Annotated in this window: 21 protein-coding genes and 1 pseudogene; 10 read left to right on the forward strand and 12 right to left on the reverse strand. The window is 57.9% G+C overall.

The window, feature by feature from the left end; translation table 11 throughout:
- Nucleotides 1-48: 48 nt before the first annotated feature.
- Nucleotides 49-2,298: a TonB-dependent receptor gene (locus PKE98_RS18865; protein ID WP_271196873.1), complete on the reverse strand. Its 2,250-nt coding sequence runs from the start codon at nt 2,296-2,298 to the stop codon at nt 49-51.
- 218 nt (nt 2,299-2,516) lie between these two features.
- Here PKE98_RS18865 and PKE98_RS18870 point away from each other — a divergent pair, with 218 nt between their 5' ends.
- Both PKE98_RS18870 and PKE98_RS18875 read left to right on the forward strand, forming a co-directional pair.
- Nucleotides 2,517-3,197 (forward strand): Fe2+-dependent dioxygenase, encoded by a 681-nt coding sequence (locus tag PKE98_RS18870; protein ID WP_271196874.1) that lies wholly within the window; start codon nt 2,517-2,519, stop codon nt 3,195-3,197.
- A 1-nt stretch (nt 3,198) separates the two neighbouring features.
- Nucleotides 3,199-3,987 carry a tetratricopeptide repeat protein gene (locus tag PKE98_RS18875; RefSeq protein WP_271196875.1) on the forward strand — a complete coding sequence of 263 codons (789 nt, stop codon included), beginning with the start codon at nt 3,199-3,201 and terminating at the stop codon, nt 3,985-3,987.
- Nucleotides 3,988-4,265: 278 nt separating this feature from the next.
- Here PKE98_RS18875 and PKE98_RS18880 read toward each other — a convergent pair whose 3' ends face one another.
- Nucleotides 4,266-5,429: a type III PLP-dependent enzyme gene (locus PKE98_RS18880; RefSeq protein WP_271196876.1), complete on the reverse strand. Its 1,164-nt coding sequence runs from the start codon at nt 5,427-5,429 to the stop codon at nt 4,266-4,268.
- 619 nt (nt 5,430-6,048) lie between these two features.
- On the opposite strand from PKE98_RS18880, the gene PKE98_RS18885 reads away from it, so the two are divergent.
- A complete protein-coding gene (locus PKE98_RS18885) occupies nt 6,049-7,632 on the forward strand; it encodes a peptide chain release factor 3 (RefSeq protein WP_271196877.1) in 1,584 nt (527 codons plus the stop codon).
- Nucleotides 7,633-7,710: 78 nt separating this feature from the next.
- On the opposite strand, the gene PKE98_RS18890 is transcribed toward PKE98_RS18885, so the two are convergent.
- Nucleotides 7,711-8,100 carry an endonuclease domain-containing protein gene (locus PKE98_RS18890; protein ID WP_271196878.1) on the reverse strand — a complete coding sequence of 130 codons (390 nt, stop codon included), beginning with the start codon at nt 8,098-8,100 and terminating at the stop codon, nt 7,711-7,713.
- A 14-nt stretch (nt 8,101-8,114) separates the two neighbouring features.
- On the opposite strand from PKE98_RS18890, the gene PKE98_RS18895 reads away from it, so the two are divergent.
- Nucleotides 8,115-8,891 carry a TatD family hydrolase gene (locus PKE98_RS18895; protein WP_271196879.1) on the forward strand — a complete coding sequence of 259 codons (777 nt, stop codon included), beginning with the start codon at nt 8,115-8,117 and terminating at the stop codon, nt 8,889-8,891.
- A 178-nt stretch (nt 8,892-9,069) separates the two neighbouring features.
- Here PKE98_RS18895 and PKE98_RS27205 read toward each other — a convergent pair whose 3' ends face one another.
- The 5 genes and pseudogenes from PKE98_RS27205 to PKE98_RS18915 all read right to left on the reverse strand — a co-directional run bounded on the left by PKE98_RS27205 (nt 9,070) and on the right by PKE98_RS18915 (nt 15,260).
- Nucleotides 9,070-9,783, reverse strand: a complete 714-nt coding sequence (locus tag PKE98_RS27205) for a methyl-accepting chemotaxis protein (RefSeq protein ID WP_373877885.1) — start codon at nt 9,781-9,783, stop codon at nt 9,070-9,072.
- Nucleotides 9,784-9,927: 144 nt separating this feature from the next.
- Nucleotides 9,928-11,067: pseudogene (locus PKE98_RS27210) on the reverse strand (HAMP domain-containing protein); the annotation flags it as partial.
- Between the two features lie 356 nt (nt 11,068-11,423).
- A complete protein-coding gene (gene ampE / locus PKE98_RS18905; protein ID WP_271196881.1) occupies nt 11,424-12,260 on the reverse strand; it encodes a regulatory signaling modulator protein AmpE in 837 nt (278 codons plus the stop codon).
- Complete coding sequence (gene ampD, locus PKE98_RS18910; protein ID WP_271196882.1) at nt 12,257-12,850, reverse strand: 1,6-anhydro-N-acetylmuramyl-L-alanine amidase AmpD; 594 nt, start codon at nt 12,848-12,850, stop codon at nt 12,257-12,259. Before ampD ends, ampE begins: the two co-directional genes overlap by 4 nt.
- A gap of 97 nt (nt 12,851-12,947) precedes the next feature.
- Nucleotides 12,948-15,260, reverse strand: coding sequence for a DUF1631 domain-containing protein (locus PKE98_RS18915; RefSeq protein WP_271196883.1), 2,313 nt, complete (start codon nt 15,258-15,260; stop codon nt 12,948-12,950).
- A 307-nt stretch (nt 15,261-15,567) separates the two neighbouring features.
- On the opposite strand from PKE98_RS18915, the gene nadC reads away from it, so the two are divergent.
- Nucleotides 15,568-16,416 carry a carboxylating nicotinate-nucleotide diphosphorylase gene (nadC, locus tag PKE98_RS18920; protein ID WP_271196884.1) on the forward strand — a complete coding sequence of 283 codons (849 nt, stop codon included), beginning with the start codon at nt 15,568-15,570 and terminating at the stop codon, nt 16,414-16,416.
- Nucleotides 16,417-16,434: 18 nt separating this feature from the next.
- Here nadC and PKE98_RS18925 read toward each other — a convergent pair whose 3' ends face one another.
- The 3 genes from PKE98_RS18925 to PKE98_RS18935 all read right to left on the reverse strand — a co-directional run bounded on the left by PKE98_RS18925 (nt 16,435) and on the right by PKE98_RS18935 (nt 18,949).
- Entirely contained in the window at nt 16,435-16,872 is a 438-nt protein-coding gene (locus PKE98_RS18925) for a pilin (RefSeq protein WP_271196885.1), read from the reverse strand.
- 65 nt (nt 16,873-16,937) lie between these two features.
- Entirely contained in the window at nt 16,938-18,338 is a 1,401-nt protein-coding gene (locus PKE98_RS18930; RefSeq protein WP_271196886.1) for a sulfatase-like hydrolase/transferase, read from the reverse strand.
- A 116-nt stretch (nt 18,339-18,454) separates the two neighbouring features.
- Nucleotides 18,455-18,949: a pilin gene (locus PKE98_RS18935; protein WP_271196887.1), complete on the reverse strand. Its 495-nt coding sequence runs from the start codon at nt 18,947-18,949 to the stop codon at nt 18,455-18,457.
- A 230-nt stretch (nt 18,950-19,179) separates the two neighbouring features.
- Between PKE98_RS18935 and pilB the strand changes: the two genes are divergently transcribed.
- The 5 genes from pilB to yacG are packed head-to-tail and all read left to right on the forward strand — an operon-like array spanning nt 19,180 to nt 23,784.
- Complete coding sequence (pilB, locus tag PKE98_RS18940; protein ID WP_271196888.1) at nt 19,180-20,874, forward strand: type IV-A pilus assembly ATPase PilB; 1,695 nt, start codon at nt 19,180-19,182, stop codon at nt 20,872-20,874.
- Nucleotides 20,875-20,877: 3 nt separating this feature from the next.
- Entirely contained in the window at nt 20,878-22,098 is a 1,221-nt protein-coding gene (locus tag PKE98_RS18945; protein WP_271196889.1) for a type II secretion system F family protein, read from the forward strand.
- A 2-nt stretch (nt 22,099-22,100) separates the two neighbouring features.
- On the forward strand, nt 22,101-22,973 hold the full coding sequence (locus tag PKE98_RS18950; RefSeq protein ID WP_271196890.1) for a prepilin peptidase: 873 nt from the start codon (nt 22,101-22,103) through the stop codon (nt 22,971-22,973).
- A complete protein-coding gene (gene coaE / locus PKE98_RS18955) occupies nt 22,970-23,581 on the forward strand; it encodes a dephospho-CoA kinase (protein WP_271196891.1) in 612 nt (203 codons plus the stop codon). The genes PKE98_RS18950 and coaE overlap by 4 nt, the downstream gene beginning before the upstream one ends.
- Nucleotides 23,578-23,784: a DNA gyrase inhibitor YacG gene (gene yacG / locus PKE98_RS18960; protein ID WP_110617448.1), complete on the forward strand. Its 207-nt coding sequence runs from the start codon at nt 23,578-23,580 to the stop codon at nt 23,782-23,784. The genes coaE and yacG overlap by 4 nt, the downstream gene beginning before the upstream one ends.
- Before the next feature lie 3 nt (nt 23,785-23,787).
- Here yacG and PKE98_RS18965 read toward each other — a convergent pair whose 3' ends face one another.
- Entirely contained in the window at nt 23,788-24,003 is a 216-nt protein-coding gene (locus PKE98_RS18965) for a hypothetical protein (RefSeq protein ID WP_271196892.1), read from the reverse strand.
- Nucleotides 24,004-24,022 lie beyond the last annotated feature (19 nt).

Raw genomic sequence — 24,022 nt, forward strand, 5'->3', positions numbered from 1 at the left:
CTGGGCCGGTGCTTCTGGAAAAAGCGCCAGAAGACCAGCTGTCAAACCCTAGAAGTGGAAGTTGGTGCTGAGCAATGCCGTACGGCCCGCTGCCACGTGGGCCATGTGGGTCGAGTAAACCTGATCGTAGTAACGCTCATCAGTCAGGTTCTGCACGTTCAATTGCAGGTCCAGGTTTTTGCTCACCACGTACTTGGCCATGGCGTCGTAGCGCCAGTAGTCCGGCACCTGCACGGTGTTGGCGGTGTTGCCGAAACGCGAGTCAACATAGTAGGCACCTGCACCCAGGGTCAGCTTCGGCAGCAATTGGTAGGTGGTCCAGAAACTGGCGCTGTTCTGCGGCACGCTGGGGATCTCGTTACCGTCATAAACGCCCTCGACATACCGCGGTGCAGCGGTGGTGCCCAGGTTTACCGCACCGCTCTTGGTCAGCTCGCCATTGAGGTAGGTGTAGTTGGCAAACACTTGCCATTTGTTGGTGATCTTGCCGCTGGCACCCAACTCGAAACCGTCTACGCGGGTTTCGCCGATGTTTTGCGTCAGGCCGTCTTCATCGGTAACCCGTGCGTTGGTTTTTTCGGTACGGAATACAGCGGCGTTAAGGCCCAGGCGCTCGTCGAAGAAGTCCCACTTGGTGCCCACTTCGTAGTTGCGGTTGCGCTCTGGTTCCAGCTCCTCGTTAGCCACGCCAAGGCCATCGGCACCTTCACCGCTGGTTTCACCGACCGGGTTGCTGGAGGTGGACCAGGCCACGTAGATGCTGCCGTTGGGCAGTGGGTTGAACACCAGGCCCAACTGGTAGTTCCAGAAGTGCGAGTTGTTTTCGTAGTCGAAGTCACCGTTGACGTTGTTGGTACCGCGCGCCACGGTCACGCCCTGGGAGCGCGTTTGATAGTCGTCATAACGGACACCGGCGTTCAGCGACCATTGCTCATTGAACTTCAGGGTGTCGAACACATAAGCCGACAGGGTTTTGCTGTCGGTATCGGTGTAGGCGTTGCTGTCGGTGATGGTGCCGGTGAACGAGTCGTTGTAGTTCGGGTTTTCCAGGGTGGTGCAATCGTGCGAGTTGATGTTCGCGGCGTTGCAGGTGTTGCCACCGGCCCCCGGGGTCACGAAGTAGTTGCGGTTGTGCACGCCTTCCTTGCTGAACTCGACGCCGGAGTTGAGCGAGTGCTCGATGAAAGCCGTGTTGAAACGTGCGCTGACGTCGGTCTGGTTGATCAGCCCTTCGGAGGTCGAGTTACGGCTTTTGGCCGAGCGCGAAACGAAGCCATTGGCCACGTTGCCACGCGAGTCATCGGGGTTGGTCGCAATGTAATCCAGCGTGGTACGCACAATGCGCGAGGAGTTGGAGATTGTGACGTTATCGTTCAGGTCGTGTTCGAGCTTGATGGTGCCGGTATCGGTGGTGCTGTCGCGGTAATCACGCGAGCTGAAACCGTAAAACTTGTCTTTGTCGCCGGTTGGGGTGCGCACGCCGTCGCTACCTACGGCGCTTTGCAGCGGATTGCCGAGGTCCGGGGTGTCTTCGCCCTCTACGTGGTAGTACGAGACGGTGGCGCGGGTCGGCGTGTTGAAACCGAAGGTCACGGTCGGTGCCACGCCCCATCGGCTTACATCCACACCGGCACGGCCGGCGACATTGGCGTCGTGCTGCATCAGGTTGATACGCGCGGCAATGGTGTCAGTCAGCACGCGGTTGACGTCGAGGGTGTAACGGCGGGTCTGGTCGGAGCCATAGGTGAAACCGGCATCGGCGAAGTCACGTTGCTTGGCCGATTTACTGATCAGGTTGAGGCTGCCACCGGTTGAGCCTGCGCCGGTGAAGGCCGAGCCTGGGCCTTTGCTCAGTTCCACTTGCTCGAGGTTGAACACTTCGCGGGTTTGCGATGCCACGTCGCGCAGGCCGTCAACAAACACGTCGCTCTCGGCGTTGAAGCCGCGAATGATCGGACGATCGCCTGCCGGGTTGCCGCCCTCCCCCGCTCCGAAAGTAATACCGGAGGTGGTGCGCAGTGCGTCGGCCAGAGAAAGAGAACCGGTGTCCTTGATCACTTGGTCGCTGATCACGGTGACGCTTTTGGGTGTTTCGCGCAGCGGTGCGGTGTACTTGCTCGACGCGGAGGTGTCGACCTTGTAGGTGTCGGCCTGATCCTGCTCACCGACCACGCTGGTAGCGTCCAGCGCTACGGGTTCGGCGGCATGCGCCAAAGGCGAAGCAGACATGGCAACACCCACTGCTGTGGCGAGCAAGCGTGGCGAAAAAACAGTCGATTCTGACGGCGTGGCGGTCATGCGGTTTCCCTCCCCAGGAATGGCAAAGGCCGCGAAATCTAGAGCAATGGATTGTCGTTAGCAATTGCAAATAGTTCGCATGTAACAATATTTACATAAAACTTACAGTTCTCACACCTCTCTGAAACCCTCGTACCACAAGGCTTTAAAGCGGTTGCACGCAGTCAGCGCAGCGCATTATCATTTGCGACTTGTTTTCAATAACAGTAGATACCGGCATGTTGCTGCATATTCCTGGGGTGTTCACGCGCGATGAAATTCAACAGATTCGCAGCGCCCTCGAGCAAGCCGACTGGGCCGACGGCAAAGTGACCGCCGGCCATCAGTCAGCCAAAGCCAAGCACAATCTGCAGCTGCCTGAAGACAACCCGCTGGTACGCGAAATAAGCACGCAAATGCTCACGCGCTTGTGGCAAAACCCGTTGTTTATGTCGGCAGCATTGCCACACAAAGTCTTTCCGCCGCTGTTCAATTGCTACACCGGCGGCGGCGCGTTCGGGTTCCATATCGATAACGCCATTCGCCAGGTGAGGAACAGCGTGGAGCGCGTGCGCACCGACCTGTCGGCCACGGTGTTTTTCAGCGACCCGCACGAGTACGACGGCGGCGAACTGGTGATTCAGGACACCTACGGCAACCAGCGGGTAAAACTGCCGGCCGGCGACATGGTGCTGTACCCCGGCACCAGCTTGCACAAGGTGGAAGCGGTAACCCGGGGCGCACGCTTTGCCTCGTTTTTCTGGACCCAGAGCCTGGTGCGCGAGGACAGCCAGCGTACGCTGCTGTTTGAGATGGACCAGGCCATCCAGCACCTGACCCGTGACGTGCCCGACCACCCGGCCCTGCTGCAACTGACCGGCAACTACCACAACCTGCTGCGCCGCTGGGCGGACGTGTAACGTGCCCGAGGCCCGCCTGCGCCGCGAAGAACACGTGAACGCCGAAGACTTGGTGGCGCTGCTGGCGGTCGACCCCGGCCGCGCTGCGAAGGCCATTCTGGCCGCCGCCAAACAAGGCCTGTTGGATGCGCAAACCCTGCTCGGCCAGTTGCTGCTGGACGGTCGCGGTATTCAGCGTGACCCGGCGCTGGCCGTCACCTGGTTTGGTATCGCCGCCCGCCAGGGCCACGCCATGGCGCACAACATGCTGGGCCGCTGCCTGGAACATGGCTGGGGCATTGCGCCTAACGTGCCGGCTGCCGCCGAGCACTTCCAACGCGCCGCCGACGCGGGGTTGGACTGGGGCCAATACAACCTGGCCAATCTGCTGGCCACCGGCCGCGGCGTGCCGCGCGACCCGCCGCAAGCGTTTGCCTTGTATCTGCGTGCAGCCGTACAGGGGCATGCCAAGTCGATGAACCTGGTGGGGCGCTTTTACGAGGAAGGTCAGGCCGTACTGCGCGACACGGCGCTGGCCCATGAATGGTATCGCCGCTCTGCAGAGGCTGGCGATTTTCGCGGGCAGTTCAGCTATGCGGCGGTGCTGGCGGAACAGGGAAATATCGAGCCTGCAATCCATTGGCTGCGCACGGCCCTGCAACACGGCAACCTGAATTTTTTGCGCGTGGCGCGGCATTCGTTGCAGCGGGCCGAGCAGCCGGAAATTCGTGCGTTGGCCGCCGACTATTTCCGCCGCGCCGCTGAGCTGGGCGATGACACCGACCGCCAGGCGTATGCCGCTTTTCTATAAGTCGCACTCACCCTTTTCTCCGTCATTCCCGCGTAGGCGGGAATCCAGAATGGTTCAGGAATACGCCTTACAGAGAACGATTCTGGGTCCCCGCCTGCGCGGGGACGACGGTGCTTTCTGATCAATCACGTGCAATAAAAAAATCGCACATGGTGGGCTTTTTGTTTCACACGTCTTGCAGCGGTCTGCCCATAAACCGCTTGGTGCGCGTAGCACACCCTACAAAAGCAGGCATAAAAAAGCCCCGCATCTGCGGGGCTTTTTAGTTCAGCAACGGCTTACAGGTAGAAGGCCTTCAGCGGCGGGAAGCCGTTGAATTCCACCGCGCTGTAGCTGGTGGTGTAGGCACCGGTGGACAGCCAGTACAGGCGATCACCAATGGCCAGGTTCAATGGCAGGCCGTACTTGTAGTTCTCGTACATGATGTCGGCGCTATCGCAGGTCGGGCCGGCGATGACCACTTCTTCCACTTCGCCTTTCTTCTCGGTCCAGATCGGAAACTTGATGGACTCGTCCATGGTTTCGATCAGGCCGGAGAACTTGCCCACGTCCACATACACCCAGCGCTCAACGGCGGTACGCGACTTACGCGCCACCAGCACCACTTCGCTGACGAGAATGCCGGCGTTGGCAATCAGCGAGCGGCCCGGCTCCAAGATGATTTCCGGCAGGTCGTCACCGAAGTCTTCCTTGAGAAAACGAATGATCTCTTCGGCGTAGGTTTCCAGGCTATTGGTGCGGGTGATGTAGTTGGCCGGGAAGCCGCCACCCATGTTGATCAATTTAAGCTCGATGCCGTCTTCTTCTTTAAGGCGCTCGAAAATCACTTTGACCTTGGCAATCGCCGCGTCCCATACCGAGATATCGCGCTGCTGCGAACCGACGTGGAACGACAGGCCGTACGGCACCAGGCCCAGGTCACGGGCCAGAATCAGCAGGTCCATGGCCATGTCGGTCTGGCAGCCGAATTTGCGCGACAGCGGCCAGTCGGCCGTGGTGGAACCTTCGGTGAGAATACGTACGTAGACCTTCGAGCCCGGCGCGGCCTTGGCGATGTTGCGCAGGTCGGCTTCGGAGTCGGTGGCGTACAGGCGCACGCCTTTGTCGTAGAAGTAACGGATGTCTTTGGATTTCTTGATGGTGTTGCCGTAGCTGATGCGCTCCGGGCCGACACCGGCGGACATGACCTTGTCCAGTTCGTAGATCGAGGCGATATCGAAGTTGGAGCCCTTGTCACGCAGCAGCTCGATGATCTCGATGGCTGGGTTGGCCTTGACTGCGTAATAAACCTTGGCGAACTCGAAACCGGCGCGCAGGTCGTCGTAGGCCTGGCTGATGATGCTGGTATCGATCACCACAAACGGGGTTTCTTGCTGGTCGGCAAACGCCTTCATTTTCTGAAAGGTTGCGCGCGGGTAGTAGTCTTCGACCTGAATCGACATGCGAGGGACTCCATGGGCAAAACAAACAAAGGTAGTTAGGGGTGGCTTTGTGACAAAGCCGCGAACGTCTAATCCGTTTCCCCACTTTGGTTCGCCTACTTCCCAAGGCTTGTCGCCGAGTATCGAAATCGATCTCTCGTCGTCAGTACTTGAGCCGCATGGATCGTTTCCAGCATGGACGTTCGGGCGCGAACTTTAGGAGCATGTGGGGGCAAGATCAATCAAAAAATGCCGCTGTTTTGCACCTATTTGTCGCCTCGTTTTGGATAACAAACAAAACGTCCGAAATGCTGCACAAACCGTTGCCAATCAAGGGTTGCAGCGTAGGTGCCCCAGTTACTGTTTGAGCAGTGTGCGGGTCTTTTTTGACAGACCGGCTATCAAGGTGAGGGTTCAGTTGGACTGACCGTTGGGCCCAGCCACCGCACCTGGTTATTTTGTGGGAGCCAGCTTGCTGGCGAAGCGGTTGATCGCCTCACTACCGCTTCGCGAGCACGCTCGCGCCTACACCGAACGCCGTGCACAAGCGGGCTAAACCATTGGGCCCGCCGCCTGCAAACGGGGCGGCCATCTGTGTATACTTCGCGGCCAATTTCCAGCTCCACGACCAGGTTCCCGCATGACCACTCAGGCCGCCGAAGTCGCGAAACGCCGCACGTTCGCCATCATCTCCCACCCCGACGCCGGTAAAACCACCATTACCGAAAAGCTGTTGCTGATGGGTAAAGCCATTGCCGTGGCCGGTACGGTGAAGTCGCGTAAATCCGACCGGCATGCGACGTCCGACTGGATGGAAATGGAGAAGCAGCGCGGTATTTCCATCACCACCTCGGTGATGCAGTTCCCCTACCGCGAGCACATGATCAACCTGCTCGACACCCCCGGCCACGAAGACTTCTCCGAAGACACCTACCGCACCCTGACGGCGGTGGACTCGGCGCTGATGGTGCTCGACGGCGGTAAGGGCGTGGAGCCGCGCACCATCGCCCTGATGGACGTGTGCCGCCTGCGCGACACGCCTATCGTGAGCTTTATCAACAAGCTCGACCGCGACATCCGCGACCCGATCGAACTGCTCGACGAGATCGAAGCCGTTCTGAAAATCAAGGCCGCGCCGATCACCTGGCCGATTGGCTGCTACCGCGACTTCAAAGGTGTGTACCACCTGGCCGATGACTACATCATCGTGTACACCGCCGGCCACGGGCACGAACGCACTGAAGTGAAGATCATTGAAAAACTCGATTCCGACGAAGCCCGCGCGCACCTGGGTGACGAATACCAGCGTTTTGTCGATCAGCTGGAACTGGTGCAGGGCGCCTGCCACACGTTCGACCAGCAGGAATTTCTCGACGGCAAACTGACCCCGGTGTTCTTCGGTACCGCATTGGGTAACTTCGGCGTCGACCATGTGCTGGACGCCGTCGTCGACTGGGCACCCCGGCCGCTGGCCCGCGAGGCCAACGAGCGCACGGTTGAGCCGGTGGAAGAGAAATTCAGCGGCTTCGTGTTCAAGATCCAAGCGAACATGGACCCCAAGCACCGCGACCGTATCGCCTTTATGCGCATCTGCTCGGGCAAATACGAGAAAGGCATGAAAATGCGCCACGTGCGCCTGGGCAAGGAAGTACGAATTGGCGATGCGCTGACCTTCTTCTCCTCCGAGCGTGAGCAGCTGGAAGAAGCGTTTGCCGGCGACATCATCGGTTTGCACAACCACGGCACCATCCAGATCGGCGACACCTTCACCGAAGGCGAGAACCTGGGCTTTACCGGTATCCCGCACTTCGCCCCGGAACTGTTTCGCCGCGTGCGCCTGAAAGACCCGCTGAAATCCAAGCAACTGCGCCAAGGCCTGCAAGAGCTGGCCGAAGAAGGCGCCACCCAGGTGTTCTTCCCCGAGCGCAGCAACGACATCATTCTCGGCGCCGTGGGTGTGCTGCAGTTCGACGTGGTGGCCAGCCGCCTGAAGGGCGAATACAAGGTGGAATGCCAGTACGAGCCGATTACCGTGTGGTCGGCGCGCTGGATCGAAAGCAACGACAAGAAGAAGCTCGAGGAATTCAAGGTCAAGGCGGTGGAGAACTTGGCCATTGATGGCGGCGGGCATTTGACCTACCTGGCGCCGACGCGGGTGAATTTGAGTTTGATGGAAGAGCGTTGGCCTGAGATTAAATTCCGGGCTACGCGTGAGCATCACTGATTTTAAAAGCCCCTCACCCCTGCCCCTCTCCCGCACGCGGGAGAGGGGTTCTGAATCGAGCTCTATCAGACGACGCCGTCAGGCTTGTCTCCCCTCGCCCGCTTGCGGGAGAGGGGCCGGGGGTGAGGGCCGCTTTTGCTCTTCTACCCATAAACGCATAGCCTCCAATACCACCTCCATTTCCTGCAGCACCTGATTGTTCCAATACCGCAGCACGGTATATCCCTGCTCAGCCAGCCACTGACTACGGCGCTGATCATAGGCAGCGCGTTCGATATGCTGCCCTCCATCCAGCTCAACAATCAGCTTCAACTCCCAACAAACGAAATCCGCGATATACCGCTCCAGTGGCACCTGCCGCCTGAACTTCAGCCCCATAAAACGCCGATCACGCAACCGATACCACATCGCCCGCTCCGCCTCTGTCGCCTCACTACGCAACCCTTTGGCACAGTCACGCAAATCCATTTACCCTGTCCTCCATGCGCCTGATAGACACCCACACCCACCTCGACTTCCCCGACTTCGACGCCGATCGCAGCCAGCTTCTGGCCAGTGCCCAGCAAAAAGGAGTGGAGCGCCTGGTGGTGCTTGGCGTCTATCAGAGCAACTGGCAGCGCGTATGGGACCTGGCCCAACAGGAAGACAGCCTCTACGCCGCCCTCGGCCTGCACCCGCTCTACCTGGAGCAGCACCAGCCCGAACATCTGCTCGAATTACGCACCTGGCTGGAACGCCTGGCCGGCCACGACAAGCTCTGCGCGCTCGGTGAGTTCGGCCTGGATTACTACCTGCCGGAACTGGACCGCGACCGTCAGCAAACCCTGTTCGAAGCCCAACTGCAGCTCGCCGCCGAATTCGAGCTGCCGCCGCTTTTGCACGTGCGCCGCAGCCACGCGCAGGTGATCGCCACGCTCAAGCGCTTCAAACTCAAACGCGCCGGCATCATTCATGCGTTTGCCGGCAGCTATGAGGAGGCCAGGGAGTACATCAAGCTGGGTTTCAAACTCGGCCTTGGCGGCGCGGCGACCTGGCCGCAGGCGCTGCGGTTGCGCAAGGTGGTGGCGCAGTTGCCGCTGGAGGCGGTGGTGTTGGAGACCGACTCGCCGGATATGGCGCCGGCCATGTTTCCCGAGCAGCGAAATAGTCCGGAGCATTTGCCGGAGATTTGTGCGGCGTTGGCGGGGATATGCGGGGTGGATGGGGAGGCGTTGGCGCGGGTTAGTTCCGAGAATGCACGTGGAGTGTTTGGCTGGTAAATATGCTTGCTGCGACCCTCACCCCCGGCCCCTCTCCCGCGCGCGGGCGAGGGGAGACAAGCCGGACAGCGATTGGAACCCCTCTCCCGCTTGCGCGAGAGGGGCAGGGGTGAGGGCAGTCCCAGCGCAGAAACAACAAGGCCGCCCAAAGGCGGCCCTATCATTTACCCACTAACCGTTAAACCCGGAACGCACTGATCAACTGCTTCAGATGCGCCACCTCGCCCGACAGCTCACGGCTGGCCTGCTCAGTCTGACTGGCACCCTCAGCCGTGCGCTCCCCGGCCAGGTTGATCTCGACAATGTTCTGATCGATATCGTGCGCCACGGCGGTCTGCTGTTCCGCTGCTGCGGCAATCTGTTGGTTCTGGTCGACAATCATGCCCACCGCGCCAAGGATATTCTCCAGGGCGATCTGCACCTTGCCGGACTCATTAACGGTGTTATCGGCCATGGTGTGGCTGCTGTGCATGGTTTTCACCGCTGCGCCCACACCGCCTTGCAGCTTGGCGATCATTTTTTCGATTTCTTCGGTGGACTGCTGGGTGCGCTTGGCGAGGTTTCGCACCTCGTCCGCCACCACGGCAAACCCACGACCTTGCTCACCGGCTCGGGCCGCTTCAATGGCAGCGTTCAGGGCCAACAGGTTGGTCTGCTCGGCAATGCCTTTGATCACATCGAGCACCTGGCTGATGGAGGCGCTGTCGTTGGCCAACTGGTTGATGACGCTCACCGATTGATCAATCTCATCGGCCAGACGCTGAATGCTGCCCACCTGCAATTCCACCAGGGCACGGCCGCTGACGGTCTCGTGGTTGACGCTCTGCGCGCTGTCTACCGCCGCAGCAGCACTGCGGGCCACTTCCTGAGCGGTGGCGGACATCTGGTTCATGGCCGTGGCCACTTGCTCGATCTGGCTACGCTGCCCGGCGACCGCCAGGTTGCTTTGTGCGGACACATCTTCTACACGGTCCGCCTGCACGCCCACGGCGCTGACGGTGTGGCCGACGCGCTCGATGAGGTGGTGAATCTTTTGCACGGTGCCGTTGAACACTTCACCCAGCTCGCCCAGCTCGTCGCGGCTTTGCGCGTGGAAGCTGACGGTCATATCGCCGGCCGCCACTTGATCCATTACCTTGCCGAGGCTTTTCAGCGTGGTGCGGGTGGACACGTAGAAGCCGCCGTACAGGTAGCCGATCAGAATGAACACCACCAACAGCGCCGCCACCAGCAGCACCATCTGGGTTTGCTTGCGCTCAAGGCGTTTCTGCAATTGCTGCTTGAGGAAGACCAGCGCGGCGTCGTTCAGTTGGTAGGTCTTGTCCATCGACACCGAGACCTTGTCGTAGAACTCCTGCCAGGGCGCATCGAGGGAGTCGGCCATTACCACTTGGTCTTCGAACAGCGTGCTGCTTTCTTTCAACGTGGCGCGGCTGGCGTCGGCCAGGCCTTTGAGCGCTTGCTGAGCAGCTGGGCTGCCGTCGAGGGCGTCGTTGATGGTCAGGCCGTACTCGGCGTGCAGTTTTTCCAGCAGCAGCAACAGCTCATCAAACTTGCCGCTGGCTGAAGAGTTCAGGAAACCCTGGGCCAGAGACGCCGAACCCAGCGAACGACCTGTGCTCAGCGCAGCCGTAACCGAGGTCGTGCCGTTGGTGACCAGCTCGATCATCTGCCGCACGGTGGTTTGGTTGTCTTGGCTGAGGCCGGCCTGGTTGGCGATGATCTTGATCAGCACCTGCATATTGCCCTGCAGCTTCTCGATCATCGGCGCCTTGCTTTGCAGCGAGGTCTCGGCGTCGGCGGCTTTCAGGGCTTTTTCCAGCTCGTCGCGCTTGCTGGTGAACAGCTCGACCTGATCGGCATCGGTCACCACCGGCTGCAGCTTGAGCAAGTCGGCTTCGATACGTTTGGTCAGCTCGCCAATGCGCGCTTCGAGGTCACCCGCCTTGCCGGACTGGCCGACGGCGGCGTTGATCTCGACCATGTCATTGAGGTTTTCCAGATCGCCACGCAGCTTGAGGCTGGCGCTCATCAGGTCGAGGCTTTGCAGCTCGGCCCGGGTGCCGACGAACTCGTTGTACGAGTCTTGCACCAGATAGAAGTTGGTCACCAGCATCGGCAGAAAGAACAAGACGCTGATAAGGCTGAATTTCATACCAAAACTAAGGCGATTCATCAGCGCGATGGCCGGATACAGCACGGTCTTCACAAGACGTCTCCTGTTCACATTATTGTTATGGATCGTCACAGGGTAGAGCGGTGGAGACAGCGGGGGTCGGCCGCTTTATCCCTGCCGGCCCTTGTGCGTCGGTATCGACGTCAACGGGCAGATCGAGCGTGACGCGAGTCACAAACTGCCGGGCGCGGCATTCTGTATACCCGATATCGGCAGGCACCTTTGTAACTTAAGGTTAAGCAAGCGTCTACACGCTGACAGACTCATTCACCGAAGTGATGGCATTTCACACCCATAGCTGCCGCCACCCCAGCTAAATCGGGGCTTGCGGCCCGACAGACGGCTATCCAAACACCTCAGAACAAGAGCGTCCAAACCGCAAAACCGGCGTACCAGAACACCCCGGCGCGCACCAGCAATTGCCACAGGCCATCCAGGCTGGAAACGCCACTTTCACCCAGGCTGGTAGTACCGAATTCTTCAGCGGCGCGACCGCTATTGGCGATCAACTGTGCGGCCGGCATATTCCAGTTGAGCAGCTCCTGAAGCAGCACGCGGCTGACGGCCACAAAACTGCCCACCAGTGCAAAGCTACCGGCCAACAGGCGTACGGGTAGCCAGTCGAACGCATGGCGCCACTGCGCAGCCCGTGCGCGCAACGCGGGGTCTTCACTGTGTTCAACGGTCAGCGCCAGCAGGCGATAGGCCAACGCAGCCAAGGGCCCTAGCAGGGCGTACCAAAAGATCACAGCGAAAAAGCTCTGGTAGCCCTGCCACAGCAGATAACCCTGGGCCTGTTGCAGCAGGCTGTCGGCATCGGCGGCCTCGACGCCCAGGTCACGCTGGGCCACCAGATACGCCGCCTCTACATCTTCACGGCGCCAGGCATCACGGAACGGCCCCAGCGCCACCAGCGGGTCGCCTCGCCCCAGGGCATACACCAACACCCACAGGTGCACCGGCAAGGTCAGCCAGCCGTGCAGCGGTACTCCTAATACCGCCAGCAACAAGGCCAGAGCCGCCAACGGCAGCAACACCAGCACTGCCAGCTGCAACCAGGGATTGTGCTGAAAAGCGCTGTGCCGTTGCGCCCAGGCCAGTAGCCGCAGCCAGGCGCCGTCTTGCTGGATTCTGGCGCGCCAGGACGAGAACTTCTCAACCCACAGCACCAGGAGCAGCACTAGAAAACTCATTGCGTATCTCCCTTGAGTGACCGGCTCTGGCCGGTCAGTCCTTGTTCAGCCAGGCCCGCCAAAAAGCGTGGCCATTGAAAAAACTCACCGGGGTCGGTCTTGCGCCCTGGCGCGATATCGCTGTGGCCGCAGATGCGCTGCGCCGTGATCGCCGGGTAAGCGCGGCAAAGCTGGCCACTCAATTGCGCCAGCGCGGCGTATTGCGCGTCGGTGAACGGCTGATCGTCCGTCCCCTCCAGCTCGATGCCCAGAGAGAAATCATTGCAGTTGTCGCGCCCCTCGAACAACGACACACCGGCGTGCCAGGCGCGCTCCAGACAGGACACAAACTGCGTCACCGCGCCATCGCGCTCGATCAAAAAATGCGCCGACACGCGCAGATGGCAAATACCGGCGAAATACGGATGCTCCTCGGCCTGCAGCTCGTTCTGAAACAGCTCCAGCACTTTGCCCGTACCAAACTGCCCCGGCGGCAGGCTGATATTGTGGATCACCAACAAGGAAATCTCGCCGTTCGGGCGAGCGTTGAAGTTAGGTGATGGGCAGTGGCGGATGCCGTCGCACCAGCCAGTGAGGGGGTCCAGCTGCATAAGTGCTCCTGAGAAGTGCCGACCACTGTACCGGGCCGAACCCGAAAACGACAACGCCCGGCTTAAGGCCGGGCGTAGTGGATAACACAAGAGACGATCAGGCGTTTTTCAAACGACGCAGGTTGCCGATCACCGACTCCAGTGCGCGGTCGAACAACAGCGCATCGTCCAGCAAGCGAATGGCGTTGCGACGGAACTCCACCGCCAGGCCCATGCGGGTTTTTTCCAGCACCTTCATGCCGGTGCGGTTAACGAAGATGTACTTGCCAGTGGGCTTGATGACCGCCGCCAGCTTGCAGCGCAACTTGTGCTCTTCGTCTTCCTGGAATTCGACCCAGCTGCCCACTACCAGGCTATCCACGCGAGCCAACGACTCGTCATCATCTGGCAGGGACACTTCCGGCTCCTGCACACGGCTTGCGCCGGGCGCCAGCAGCACAATTTCCTCGACCACCTCCACCATCGCCGGCACGGCAACAGCTTCGATTTCCTCGTCCGCCGGCAGCTCCAGCAACGGGGCCTCACCATCCAGGCTCGGCAGCGCTTCAGCACTGGTTTCTTCTACAGTTTCCGGCAGCGGGCGCTTGAAGCGCTGGAAGGCCTGCACATGCAGGTTTTCCAGCTGGCTGAAAAACTCGCTGGTGGAGAATGGATCAAACGCCGCGCTGGCCATGCCTTCGCGCAGCGCCTTGAGCAGGCCTGGCACCAGCTCCAGCAAACGCAGACGGGCTTCGGGGTCCTCGTGCGGGGCCACGCTCCACACCAAGTCGTCCATGGTGTTCAGGGTCGCTTGCCACTCGGGAGATTCAACGCCGTGCTTGAGGCAGGTGAGCATCATCACCTTGCTCCAGGCCTCCTGCAGCAAACGCACCACCACTTCTGGCAGGGTTTTGCCCAGCAGGCGCTCGTTCAGGGCGTGTTCCACTTCGCGGCGAGCCAGCTCGGCCTTGGCGCTGCCTTCTTCGGCATCGCGGGTGCGCTGTTCGAGCAGCTCGCTGCGGCGGCGCTCATCACCGGTAAAGGCGAGGAAATCGGCCAGCAGCTCGGAGAAAATCGCCGGGTCATCGACGAAGTCATTCAGCAGGCGCTGCACGATGCTTTCGATTTTCTGGTACAGGCTGTCGCGCTGGGCGTCGTCCTGTTCCGCCCAGCCCAAGGCTGCGGCGGCAATTTCGTTGAGCAGCCGGCGTGCCGGGTGGCTGCCACGGCTAAAGAAGGTTTTATCCAGCACGGCCACTTTCAGCATCGGAATCTGCAGGCGGCCAATCAGGGCCTTGAGCGAATCCGACAGGGTGCGGTCGTCGAGAATAAATTCGAACAGCATGGACACTAGGTTGATGACATCTTCATCAACCTCGCCCACCACACGCGACTTGCCGCTTTTCGCGCTGGCACGAACCAGCAACTGCTCAAGCTGGTTGCGCAGGTCGAAGTCGTCTTGCGCGGCGTTGGTGTACACCGGACGCTGTTGCATGTGCGACAGCAGGCGCATCAGGTCATTGCTGGAAATCGGCATTGCATCGGCCGGCATTTCGCGGCGCGGCATCCCACTGCCACGAACCTGCGACAGCAGCTCCTGCAGCACGCCAAACACTTCCTGCACATCTTCATTGGCGTAACCACCGCCCTGCCCGCCTTCGGCCTGCACGCCGGGCGCGCCGCCGGTGCTCGCACTGCGTGCACCGCTGGTACCAGGGCCGGCCTTGCGGCGCAGGGGCGCTGTTTTCAGCTCCGGCAGCACGCCTTCCTGAATCAGTTGCTGGTTGGTGTCGGCATAGAGCTGGTCGAGGTCGCTGAGTACGTACTTCTCGAACAGCTTGAGAATGATCAGCTTGACCTTGATTTCAACGCCCAGACGGCTGCACGCCTCTAGGAAAAACTCGCAGAGCACAGTCGGGCCCAGCGGGTTGGTCTTGTCGTCGATTTTCTTGCTGACCATCGCGTTGATGCGGGTGGTCAAGTGGCCGAGGGCAACCGCGTCGCGGCTCATCACCTTGGCGACCATGGAGTCTAGGGCTACGGTTTCTTCCAGCTCATCGTTCTGAATCAGCGCCAGGGTGTCGAACGACACGGCGTCCAACTGCGGCGCGCGGCCGATTTCGTACTGGTTGAGGTTGGCGAAGGTTTCGAACACTTTCTGCAAAAAGCCGCGCTCGATGCCCTTGCGCTTTAAGCGCAGGTCACGCATGGCCTCGAAAAAGGCATTCTGCTCAGCATTGCTGGTGGCGCGGTCGGCCATCTCGAAAAGAGTGTCGTCCGCGTTGTCAAACAACGCCTGCAAGGCTTGTTTCAGCTGCTGGGCAGCTTTGTCGCGCACGTGAATGAGTGCCACGGGCAGCCTCCCCGCCGGTGATGTTGGCGAGTGCTCGGGAGCAACCTTGTTGAGGTGCACCACTTTCGCATCAGTCATTGCAACTCTCCCGCAGACCGGCCATCTGGCTCTCACATCTGCATAACGATCAACTGAGCGTCATCCGTTACGTCAATGGCATGGCGTCAATAATAGGCAGTAGAAGCGATTATAGAGAGCCGTCGCAAGATAAAACCTTACTTCTTGCTCAGATATGACCTACTTCACACATGTACCGCATCTGATTCCAAACGGCTACTAACGGACGACCAACGCGCGATAAGACGCACGTTCAACCCACATAAATGGTACTAGCCAGAGGCTACCGCCTGCTTATAATCGCCCCCATACGAAATGGGAGCCCCCAATGCCGAATCTACTGCTCGCCGACCTTGGCGCCGAAATTCAAGCCAACGTACGCCGTGCCCTGCGAGAAGATGTCGGCAGCGGCGATATCACCGCCCAACTGATCCCCGCCGAACGCCTCGCCCACGCCACCATTATCAGCCGCGATGCAGCGGTCATTGCCGGCAGCGCATGGGTTGACAACGTATTCGCCCAAATAGATCCCCGCGTCGCTGTGCATTGGCACGTTCAAGACGGCGACCGCGTGCAGCCTAACCAAGCTTTGTTTCATCTAGAAGGCCCGGCCCGCGCGCTGTTGACCGGCGAACGCAGCGCCCTGAACTTCCTGCAAACCCTTTCCGCTGTGGCCACCCGCTGCCGCCACTACGCCGACATTGTCGACGGCACCGGGGTAAAACTGCTCGACACCCGCAAAACGCTGCCGGGGTTACGTCTGGCACAGAAGTACGCCGTTACCCAAGGTGGCTGCCATAACCATCGCATCGGCCTGTACGACGCTTTCTTGATAAAAGAAAACCATATTGCTGCCTGTGGCGGCATAGTCCAGGCCATTCAGGCCGCACACGGCATTGCGCCCGGCAAGCCGGTGGAGGTTGAAGTAGAAAGTCTGGCCGAACTGCAGCAGGCGCTGGATGCCGGCGCCGACATCATCATGCTCGACGAACTGAGCCTGGATGAAATGCGTACGGCGGTGAAGATGACGGCCGGGAAGGCCAAGCTGGAAGCGTCGGGGGGGATCAATGACACGACGCTAAGAACGGTTGCTGAGACCGGGGTGGATTACATCTCTATTGGTACGCTGACCAAGGATGTGAAGGCGGTGGATTTGTCGATGCGGTTGAGTTTGTGAAGGGCCGCTGAGGAGCGGCTATTCGCAGCCTTGGGGCATATATGTCGACTGCCAGTTGCCGGCACCTGTCTCATCTACATCGCAACTCCAGTCGCCCGCAACTGTGCGACTTAATGTTATGACTGTACCCGCGACAGATTGACTAGAGCTACCGCCTAATGTCCCCGTAAGGGTGCCGGAACCATCCGCATTAAAAGCAGCAACCCCCGCAGCATCAATCTCTAAAACATTAGAGCTAACGTAATCCAAATCTACATTACCAATAGGATATACGCCGCGCGACAGCAACTCATCTACCTTAAGCCGATAGGCTGAAAGTTCTGCATGCGCCCTTTTTATTTGAGCAGAACTCACATATCCCTGATAAATAGGAATTGCGACTGCGGCCAAAACACCCACAATCGCTACCACAATCATCAATTCGATCAAAGTAAAAGCAGCACTGAACTTTCTCATAGCAAACCTCCGAATTTCAAGAACAACAAGGCAAGCCCATATTCAAATCAGCTACGTTCAACAAATCACTTTATCTTGAACCGAACCCATGAGACTTTTTTCTCCTCAAAATAACGAGACCGCTCGTCCAGATCAGCAATAATTGGCTGATGGTCCCCCACAACAACAACCTCCACACCCTGCATACTTGGCCGCTGCAACAACTTAGCAAGTCCTGAAAAAAACTGAGCTTGCAGTTTTAGATTACGGCAGCTCTCAGAGCCCACCGAAATACTAAAACGATCACAGTCGAACACATCAACTCGGATATCACGTCTGTCATAAGCAAAATGGCTATTTAATGTTAACCAATAAAGGAACCGTGGACCTGATGGATCGAAAAATCCAGCTATATCGTCGGCCATATCCAGATCGCACGCCCCTGGAAAAGAGTGACATCGCCGAGGCCACTTATGACTCTCGAAGAATATGGATTTTTCAAATCCTGCTCTCGGGTACCAGTAAGCGCGATCGTACATCCGACTTACAGCCCCGTGTAAAGACGCTGTGGAGTAACCTTTCTGCCTTAACATCTCAGGCAAGCAATCAGAAAACCCATCTACCGTATTAGACAGGTTGAAGTTTGCCGGTTGACGCTTGCAAAGTTCACGCAACTCGCCCTCAATGGTCACACCGACGAACGGTAAAGTTCCTTGCTCGATAAATTCAAGCGGAAGCCCCATTACAGGCGCGAGGATTGAATCGCGAACACTAGGATCAAGCGGCGCCCCCCAGGATTCGTTAACAACTAGTAGCATACGCTGAGGAAGCGAATTATTCGCCTTCATCGCAAACCATGGATCAGTAGCACTCTGCCTCCCATAAGGAATCAGAGCATCAGATTCTAACTCCACATTTCTAAGAAACGATGCGGAGCGAGCCTCAAAAAAAGACACTGCCTGACTGGAAACCAACTCCCCTTCAGATGCGCGATAAAACCTAACTCTTTCGTCAGTCGATGTGTTTACATCGACCGCATATAAAATCAAAAAAACATTCAAGATAAACAAGACGGCGTGGCGATTTACATCCCGCCCGAATTTCGCCACCACCCAAAGGCTTACAGCAACGAAAACCAGCCCACTAGCAAGCAACGCCGGCATCTCCGGAGAAGCTGAAAAAACAAAACGCAACAAATAGAAGAAATCACCAATTCTGACTATTGGCAGAACCTGACCGAATAGGGACAGCATATCTACAACTAAAAATACGACACCTACTATTACACCCAGAAAACGAAAGCCAAACGCAAAAAAAACCAGCATAAATATATAATCAATATTCACATATGGCCTTCCGATTCCCAACCAGCTAGAAATACACAAAAAAGCCACGTTCGGCAAAAACACCGAGAACACCAAAGCGGATATCAACGACTTTAATGATAATCTAAAATTGGCAAGTCCGGCTGGCAAGCTTGCTTCCATAAAGCGACCACCCCAAAAAAAACCAGCAGGATAAAAAACGCCCCGCATAGCGGGGCGCTTTATACAACCGCTTCAACTCAAGACGGAGATGCTATTACGCACACCCGTCAAAGTTATCAGCTGCCTGCAGGGCAACCAGGAGCGTTGTATTTTGCTTCAGCGGTGCTGGTGCATTTCCAGGTACCCGACGGATCACGAGTCCAAGTGATTTCAGCATCTTTAATGGCCTGAGATGCACTGTTACCGAACTTAGCTACAATGAGGGTATTAGAATCGGCAGTTGCTGGCAGAGTGATACTCGGAACACTAGTGCCGGCAGGCAGAGAAGTTGCAGTCCAGGCATCACCATCCGCCATCAGCGACGAACCAGTAACCTGAGGATCGCAGTTGCCGGTAGTTGCCGGATCACCAATGTCAGCAGTTTTGCCATCCAGAATGCAAGTCTCAATTGCAGTCTTAACTGCACCAGTTTCCGCTACAACACGGGAAACCTGCGATTTAGCAACGTAGGTTTGGTATTGCGGAATAGCGATTGCAGCCAAAATACCGATAATGGCTACAACGATCATCAGTTCGATAAGGGTAAAACCCTTTTGCATTTGAGCTTTCATTAAGACATCTCCAGAAAGTGTGATTAGGCAACAGCCTGATTGGGCTATTGCAGGCGGCGTGCCAACTTTTGAAATGCCTGATTACAGCGCTTTTGCGTAAGCTTTCTCGCACAAGCGACAACACTAATTCGCACCTTGTGACGTTTTTTGCCACCTCAGCTCGCCGCGTTTGGCACGCTGCGTCATCTACGCTATAAGGCAGCATATTTGCGCCGCAGAGCCCCGCCGCCATGAATGACATCGTTACCCTCACCGGCCTTGCCAAACAGCTGGTTATTGCCGAAGTGCTGGATGAGAAAAGCGCCAAGCAGGCCCACGCGCAGGCGCAGCGCAACAAGATTTCGCTGGTGACCTACCTGGTGCAGAACCGCCTGGTTAAAAGTCGCGTGCTGGCGGAAATGGCCGCTGAACAGTTTGGCGTGTCGTTCTTCGACATGACCAGCCTGGACAAAGACTCGCAGCCCAAAGAGCTAGTGGCCGAAAAACTGGTACGTCAGCATCGCGCCCTGCCTTTATGGAAGCGCGGCAACAAGCTATTCGTGGCCATCTCGGATCCGACCAACCACCAGGCCATCACCGATATCCAGTTCAGCACGGGGCTGAATACCGAAGCGATCCTTGTGGAGGACGATAAGCTCGGCGAAGCCATCGAGAAGTTTTTTGAGTCTGCCACTGGCGGCCTGGACGATCTTGGTGATCTGGATCTCGACATTGAAGCGGTCGACGACGAGGGCGGCGGTAAAGAAGAGAGCCAGGAGGCGGACGACGCACCGGTGGTGCGCTTCGTTAATAAGATGTTGCTGGACGCCATCAAGATGGGCTCGTCCGACCTGCACTTTGAACCGTACGAAAAAACCTACCGGGTGCGTTTTCGTACTGACGGCATCCTGCATGAAATCGCCCGCCCACCGATTCAACTGGCGCCACGTATTTCCGCCCGCTTGAAGGTAATGGCCAGTTTGGATATTTCCGAGCGCCGTAAGCCGCAGGATGGCCGGATCAAGATGCGTATCTCGAAAAGCAAGTCCATCGACTTTCGCGTCAGCACCTGCCCGACGCTGTGGGGCGAGAAGATCGTAATGCGGATTCTCGACTCTTCCAGCGCGCAGATGGGTATCGATGCGCTGGGCTATGAAGAGTCGCAAAAAGAGCTTTATCTCTCGGCGCTTAAACAGCCCCAAGGCATGATTCTGGTTACCGGCCCTACCGGTTCGGGCAAAACCGTTTCGCTGTATACCGGCCTGAATATTCTCAATACCGCCGACGTGAATATTTCTACCGCAGAAGACCCGGTGGAAATCAACCTGGAAGGGATTAACCAGGTCAACGTTAACCCCAAACAGGGCATGGACTTTACGGCGGCACTGAAGTCTTTCCTGCGTCAGGACCCGGATATCATCATGGTGGGCGAGATCCGTGACCTGGACACCGCTTCCATTGCAGTAAAGGCCGCGCAAACCGGGCACATGGTGATGTCGACGCTGCACACCAACAGCGCTGCGGAAACCCTGACGCGCTTGCGCAATATGGGTGTGCCGTCGTTTAACATCGCCACCTCGGTAAACCTGATCATTGCCCAGCGCTTGGCGCGCAAACTCTGCAACCAGTGCAAGAAGGAAGTACAAATTCCTGCCGAAGCGCTGTTGGAAGAAGGCTTTCCTGCCGATGCCATCGGCAAATTCAAGATTTACGGCCCGGTAGGCTGTGATGCATGCAATGGTGGCTATAAAGGCCGTGTCGGGATTTATGAAGTAGTTAAAAACACGCCGGCGCTACAACGCATTATCATGGAGGAAGGCAACTCCATCGATATCTCGGTGCAGATGCGCAAAGACGGCTTCAATGACCTGCGTACATCGGCGCTGATGAAGGCCATGCAAGGTGTCACCAGCCTCGAAGAAGTAAACCGCGTGACTAAGGATTAAGCCATGGCCGTTAAAGCACTTAAAACCAGCACCTTCAGCTGGGAAGGCACCGATAGGAAAGGCGCCAAGATCAAAGGCGAAACCAGCGGCCAGAACCCCGCCTTGGTCAAAGCACAACTGCGCAAGCAAGGCATCAACCCTACTAAAGTGCGCAAAAAGTCCGCATCGCTGTTTGGTGGTGCCGGCAAAAAAATCAAACCCATGGACATTGCCCTGTTTGCACGGCAAATGGCGACCATGATGAAAGCGGGCGTACCGTTGTTGCAGTCCTTCGACATTATTGCCGAAGGCCTGGATAACCAGAATATGCGCAAGCTGGTTGAGGACCTGAAACAGTACGTCGCCGCTGGTAATAGCTTTGCTTCGGCCCTGCGCTCCAAGCCTCTTTATTTCGACGACCTGTTCTGCAACCTGGTGGAGGCCGGCGAACAAGCGGGCGCACTGGAAGATTTGCTGGACCGCGTTGCAACCTATAAAGAAAAAACCGAAGCGCTGAAATCCAAGATTAAAAAAGCCATGAACTACCCAATCGCGGTGGTTCTGGTTGCGTGCATCGTTACGGCTATTTTGCTGATTAAAGTGGTTCCGCAGTTTGAATCGGTGTTCGCCAACTTCGGCGCCGAACTGCCCGCATTTACCCAGTTCGTAATTGGCCTATCCAAAGGGCTGCAAGAGTGGTGGTGGGTGTTTCTCGGTGCCATTTTTGGTATTGGCTTTGCCTTTAGCGAAACAAAAAAACGCTCGGAAAAATTCCGCAACGGCTTGGACCGCTTTATCCTGAAAGCCCCCGTTGTCGGCGATATCGTCTACAAATCTTCGGTTGCCCGTTACGCTCGTACGCTGGCTACTACTTTTGCTGCCGGTGTACCGCTGGTTGAAGCGTTGGACTCCGTTGCCGGCGCTACCGGGAATATCATCTTTAAAAACGCAGTGAACCAGGTGAAGCAAGACGTCACCTCCGGCATGCAACTGAACTTCTCCATGCGTGGAACCGGCGTTTTCCCCTCAATGGCAATTCAGATGACTGCCATCGGTGAAGAGTCCGGCGCCCTCGATATGATGCTGGATAAAGTCGCGAGCTATTACGAAGCCGAAGTCGACAACGCCGTAGATGGCCTGACCTCGCTGATGGAGCCCATCATCATGTCCGTTCTCGGCGTTCTGGTCGGCGGCCTGATCGTGGCGATGTACCTGCCAATCTTTGCCCTGGGTGCCGTGGTTTAAACATGCCCGTTATCGAATTTCTGGCCAGCTCAACGCTGGCCTTTGTTTTTTGCGCTCTTGTGCTCGGCTTGCTGATTGGCAGCTTTCTCAATGTGGTGATCTATCGCCTGCCGGTGATGATGAAACGCGACTGGCAGCAGCAAGCGCGTGAGATCCTTGAGCTACCGCCTGAGCCCAAGGGCAAAACCTTCAACCTGATACTGCCCAACTCCAGTTGCCCGCACTGCAATCACGAAATCAAAGCCTGGGAAAATATCCCCGTCGTCAGCTACCTGGCCCTGCGCGGCAAGTGCTCTTCGTGCAAAGCGCCTATCAGCAAACGTTATCCACTGGTTGAGCTGGCGTGCGGCGTGTTGTCGGCCTACGTTGCCTGGCATTTTGGCTTCACCTGGCAAGCCGGCGCCATGCTGCTGCTCACCTGGGGCCTGTTGGCGATGAGCCTGATCGATGCCGACCACCAACTGCTGCCGGATGCCTTGGTGCTGCCGTTGCTGTGGATCGGCCTGATCATCAACCAATACGGCTTGTTCGCCAGCCCGCAAGACGCGCTGATCGGCGCTATCGCTGGCTACCTGAGCCTATGGTCGGTGTATTGGCTGTTCAAGTTGGTGACCGGCAAGGAAGGCATGGGCTACGGCGACTTCAAGTTGCTGGCCATGCTCGGCGCCTGGGGTGGCTGGCAGGTGTTGCCGCTGACTATTTTGCTGTCGTCGCTGGTGGGCGCGGTGTTGGGCGTGATCATGCTGCGTTTGCGCAATGCCGAGACCAGCACGCCGATCCCGTTCGGCCCTTACCTGGCGATTGCCGGCTGGATTGCTTTGCTTTGGGGTGATCAAATAACCGGCACCTACCTTCAGATCGCCGGATTTAAATGACTACACCCTGGATTCTTGGGCTCACGGGCGGTATCGGCAGTGGCAAGAGCGCTGTCGCGCAGCACTTTATCGACCTGGGCGTGCATTGCGTGGACGCCGACCACGCGGCCCGCTGGGTGGTGGAACCCGGCAAACCGGCCCTGGCGGCCATCGTTGAGCATTTTGGCCCGGACGTGTTGCAGGCCAATGGTGAGCTGGACCGCACCGCACTGCGTCATCGCATCTTTCAAGCGCCGGAAGAACGTCGTTGGCTGGAGGCATTGCTGCACCCGCTGATCGGGGAAGAAATTGTGGCTAGCCTGGCCAGTGCAAAATCGCCGTATGCGATTCTGGTGTCGCCGCTGTTGGTGGAGTCTGGCCAGCATAAGTTGACCCAGCGCGTGCTGGTGGTGGACGCCCCCGAGCAGTTGCAATTGCAGCGCACCATGCTGCGCGATCAGGCGTCTGAGGAGCAGGTTCACGCCATTCTCAAGGCTCAGGCACTGCGCGAAGATCGCCTGAAGCATGCCGATGATGTGTTGCTCAATGACCGCGATTTACCCTGGCTGCAGAGCGAAGTCGAACGCCTGCACCGTTTTTATCTCACCCTTCATGGAGGCCAGCCATGAGCCAAGCTCCGATCGTTAAATGTCCAACTTGCGGCGCGCCCGTGGAATGGGGCCCGCAAAGTGTCAGCCGGCCGTTTTGCAGCGAGCGCTGCAAGTTGATTGATCTGGGTGCCTGGGCGGCGGAAGAACACGCCATTCCGGTCGACCCGCTGGAAGACGAGCTGTTTTCCAGCGACCTGGATATTCCGCCGCAGCGCCATTAAGGTTTATGGCCGCATAAAGCTGTAATCGCGGTCGTCGTCCAGGTTATCCGCTAAAAATTGCAGCTCTTGCGCCAAGTCCGCAGGGCTGCGATAGCCCTTGCTCGCCTCCACCACCGCACTGAGCAACGCGCGTAGCGCCAATGCAGGCTCGTAACCTTCAGTGCCCGCTGCCTCCATGCCGCGCTGCAGGTATTCCTTGGCCCAGGTGTGCACACTCATTTCACTAACTCCTCGGTGA

Origin of the sequence: Pseudomonas turukhanskensis (assembly GCF_027922365.1) — a bacterium.
Lineage (GTDB): Bacteria > Pseudomonadota > Gammaproteobacteria > Pseudomonadales > Pseudomonadaceae > Aquipseudomonas > Aquipseudomonas turukhanskensis.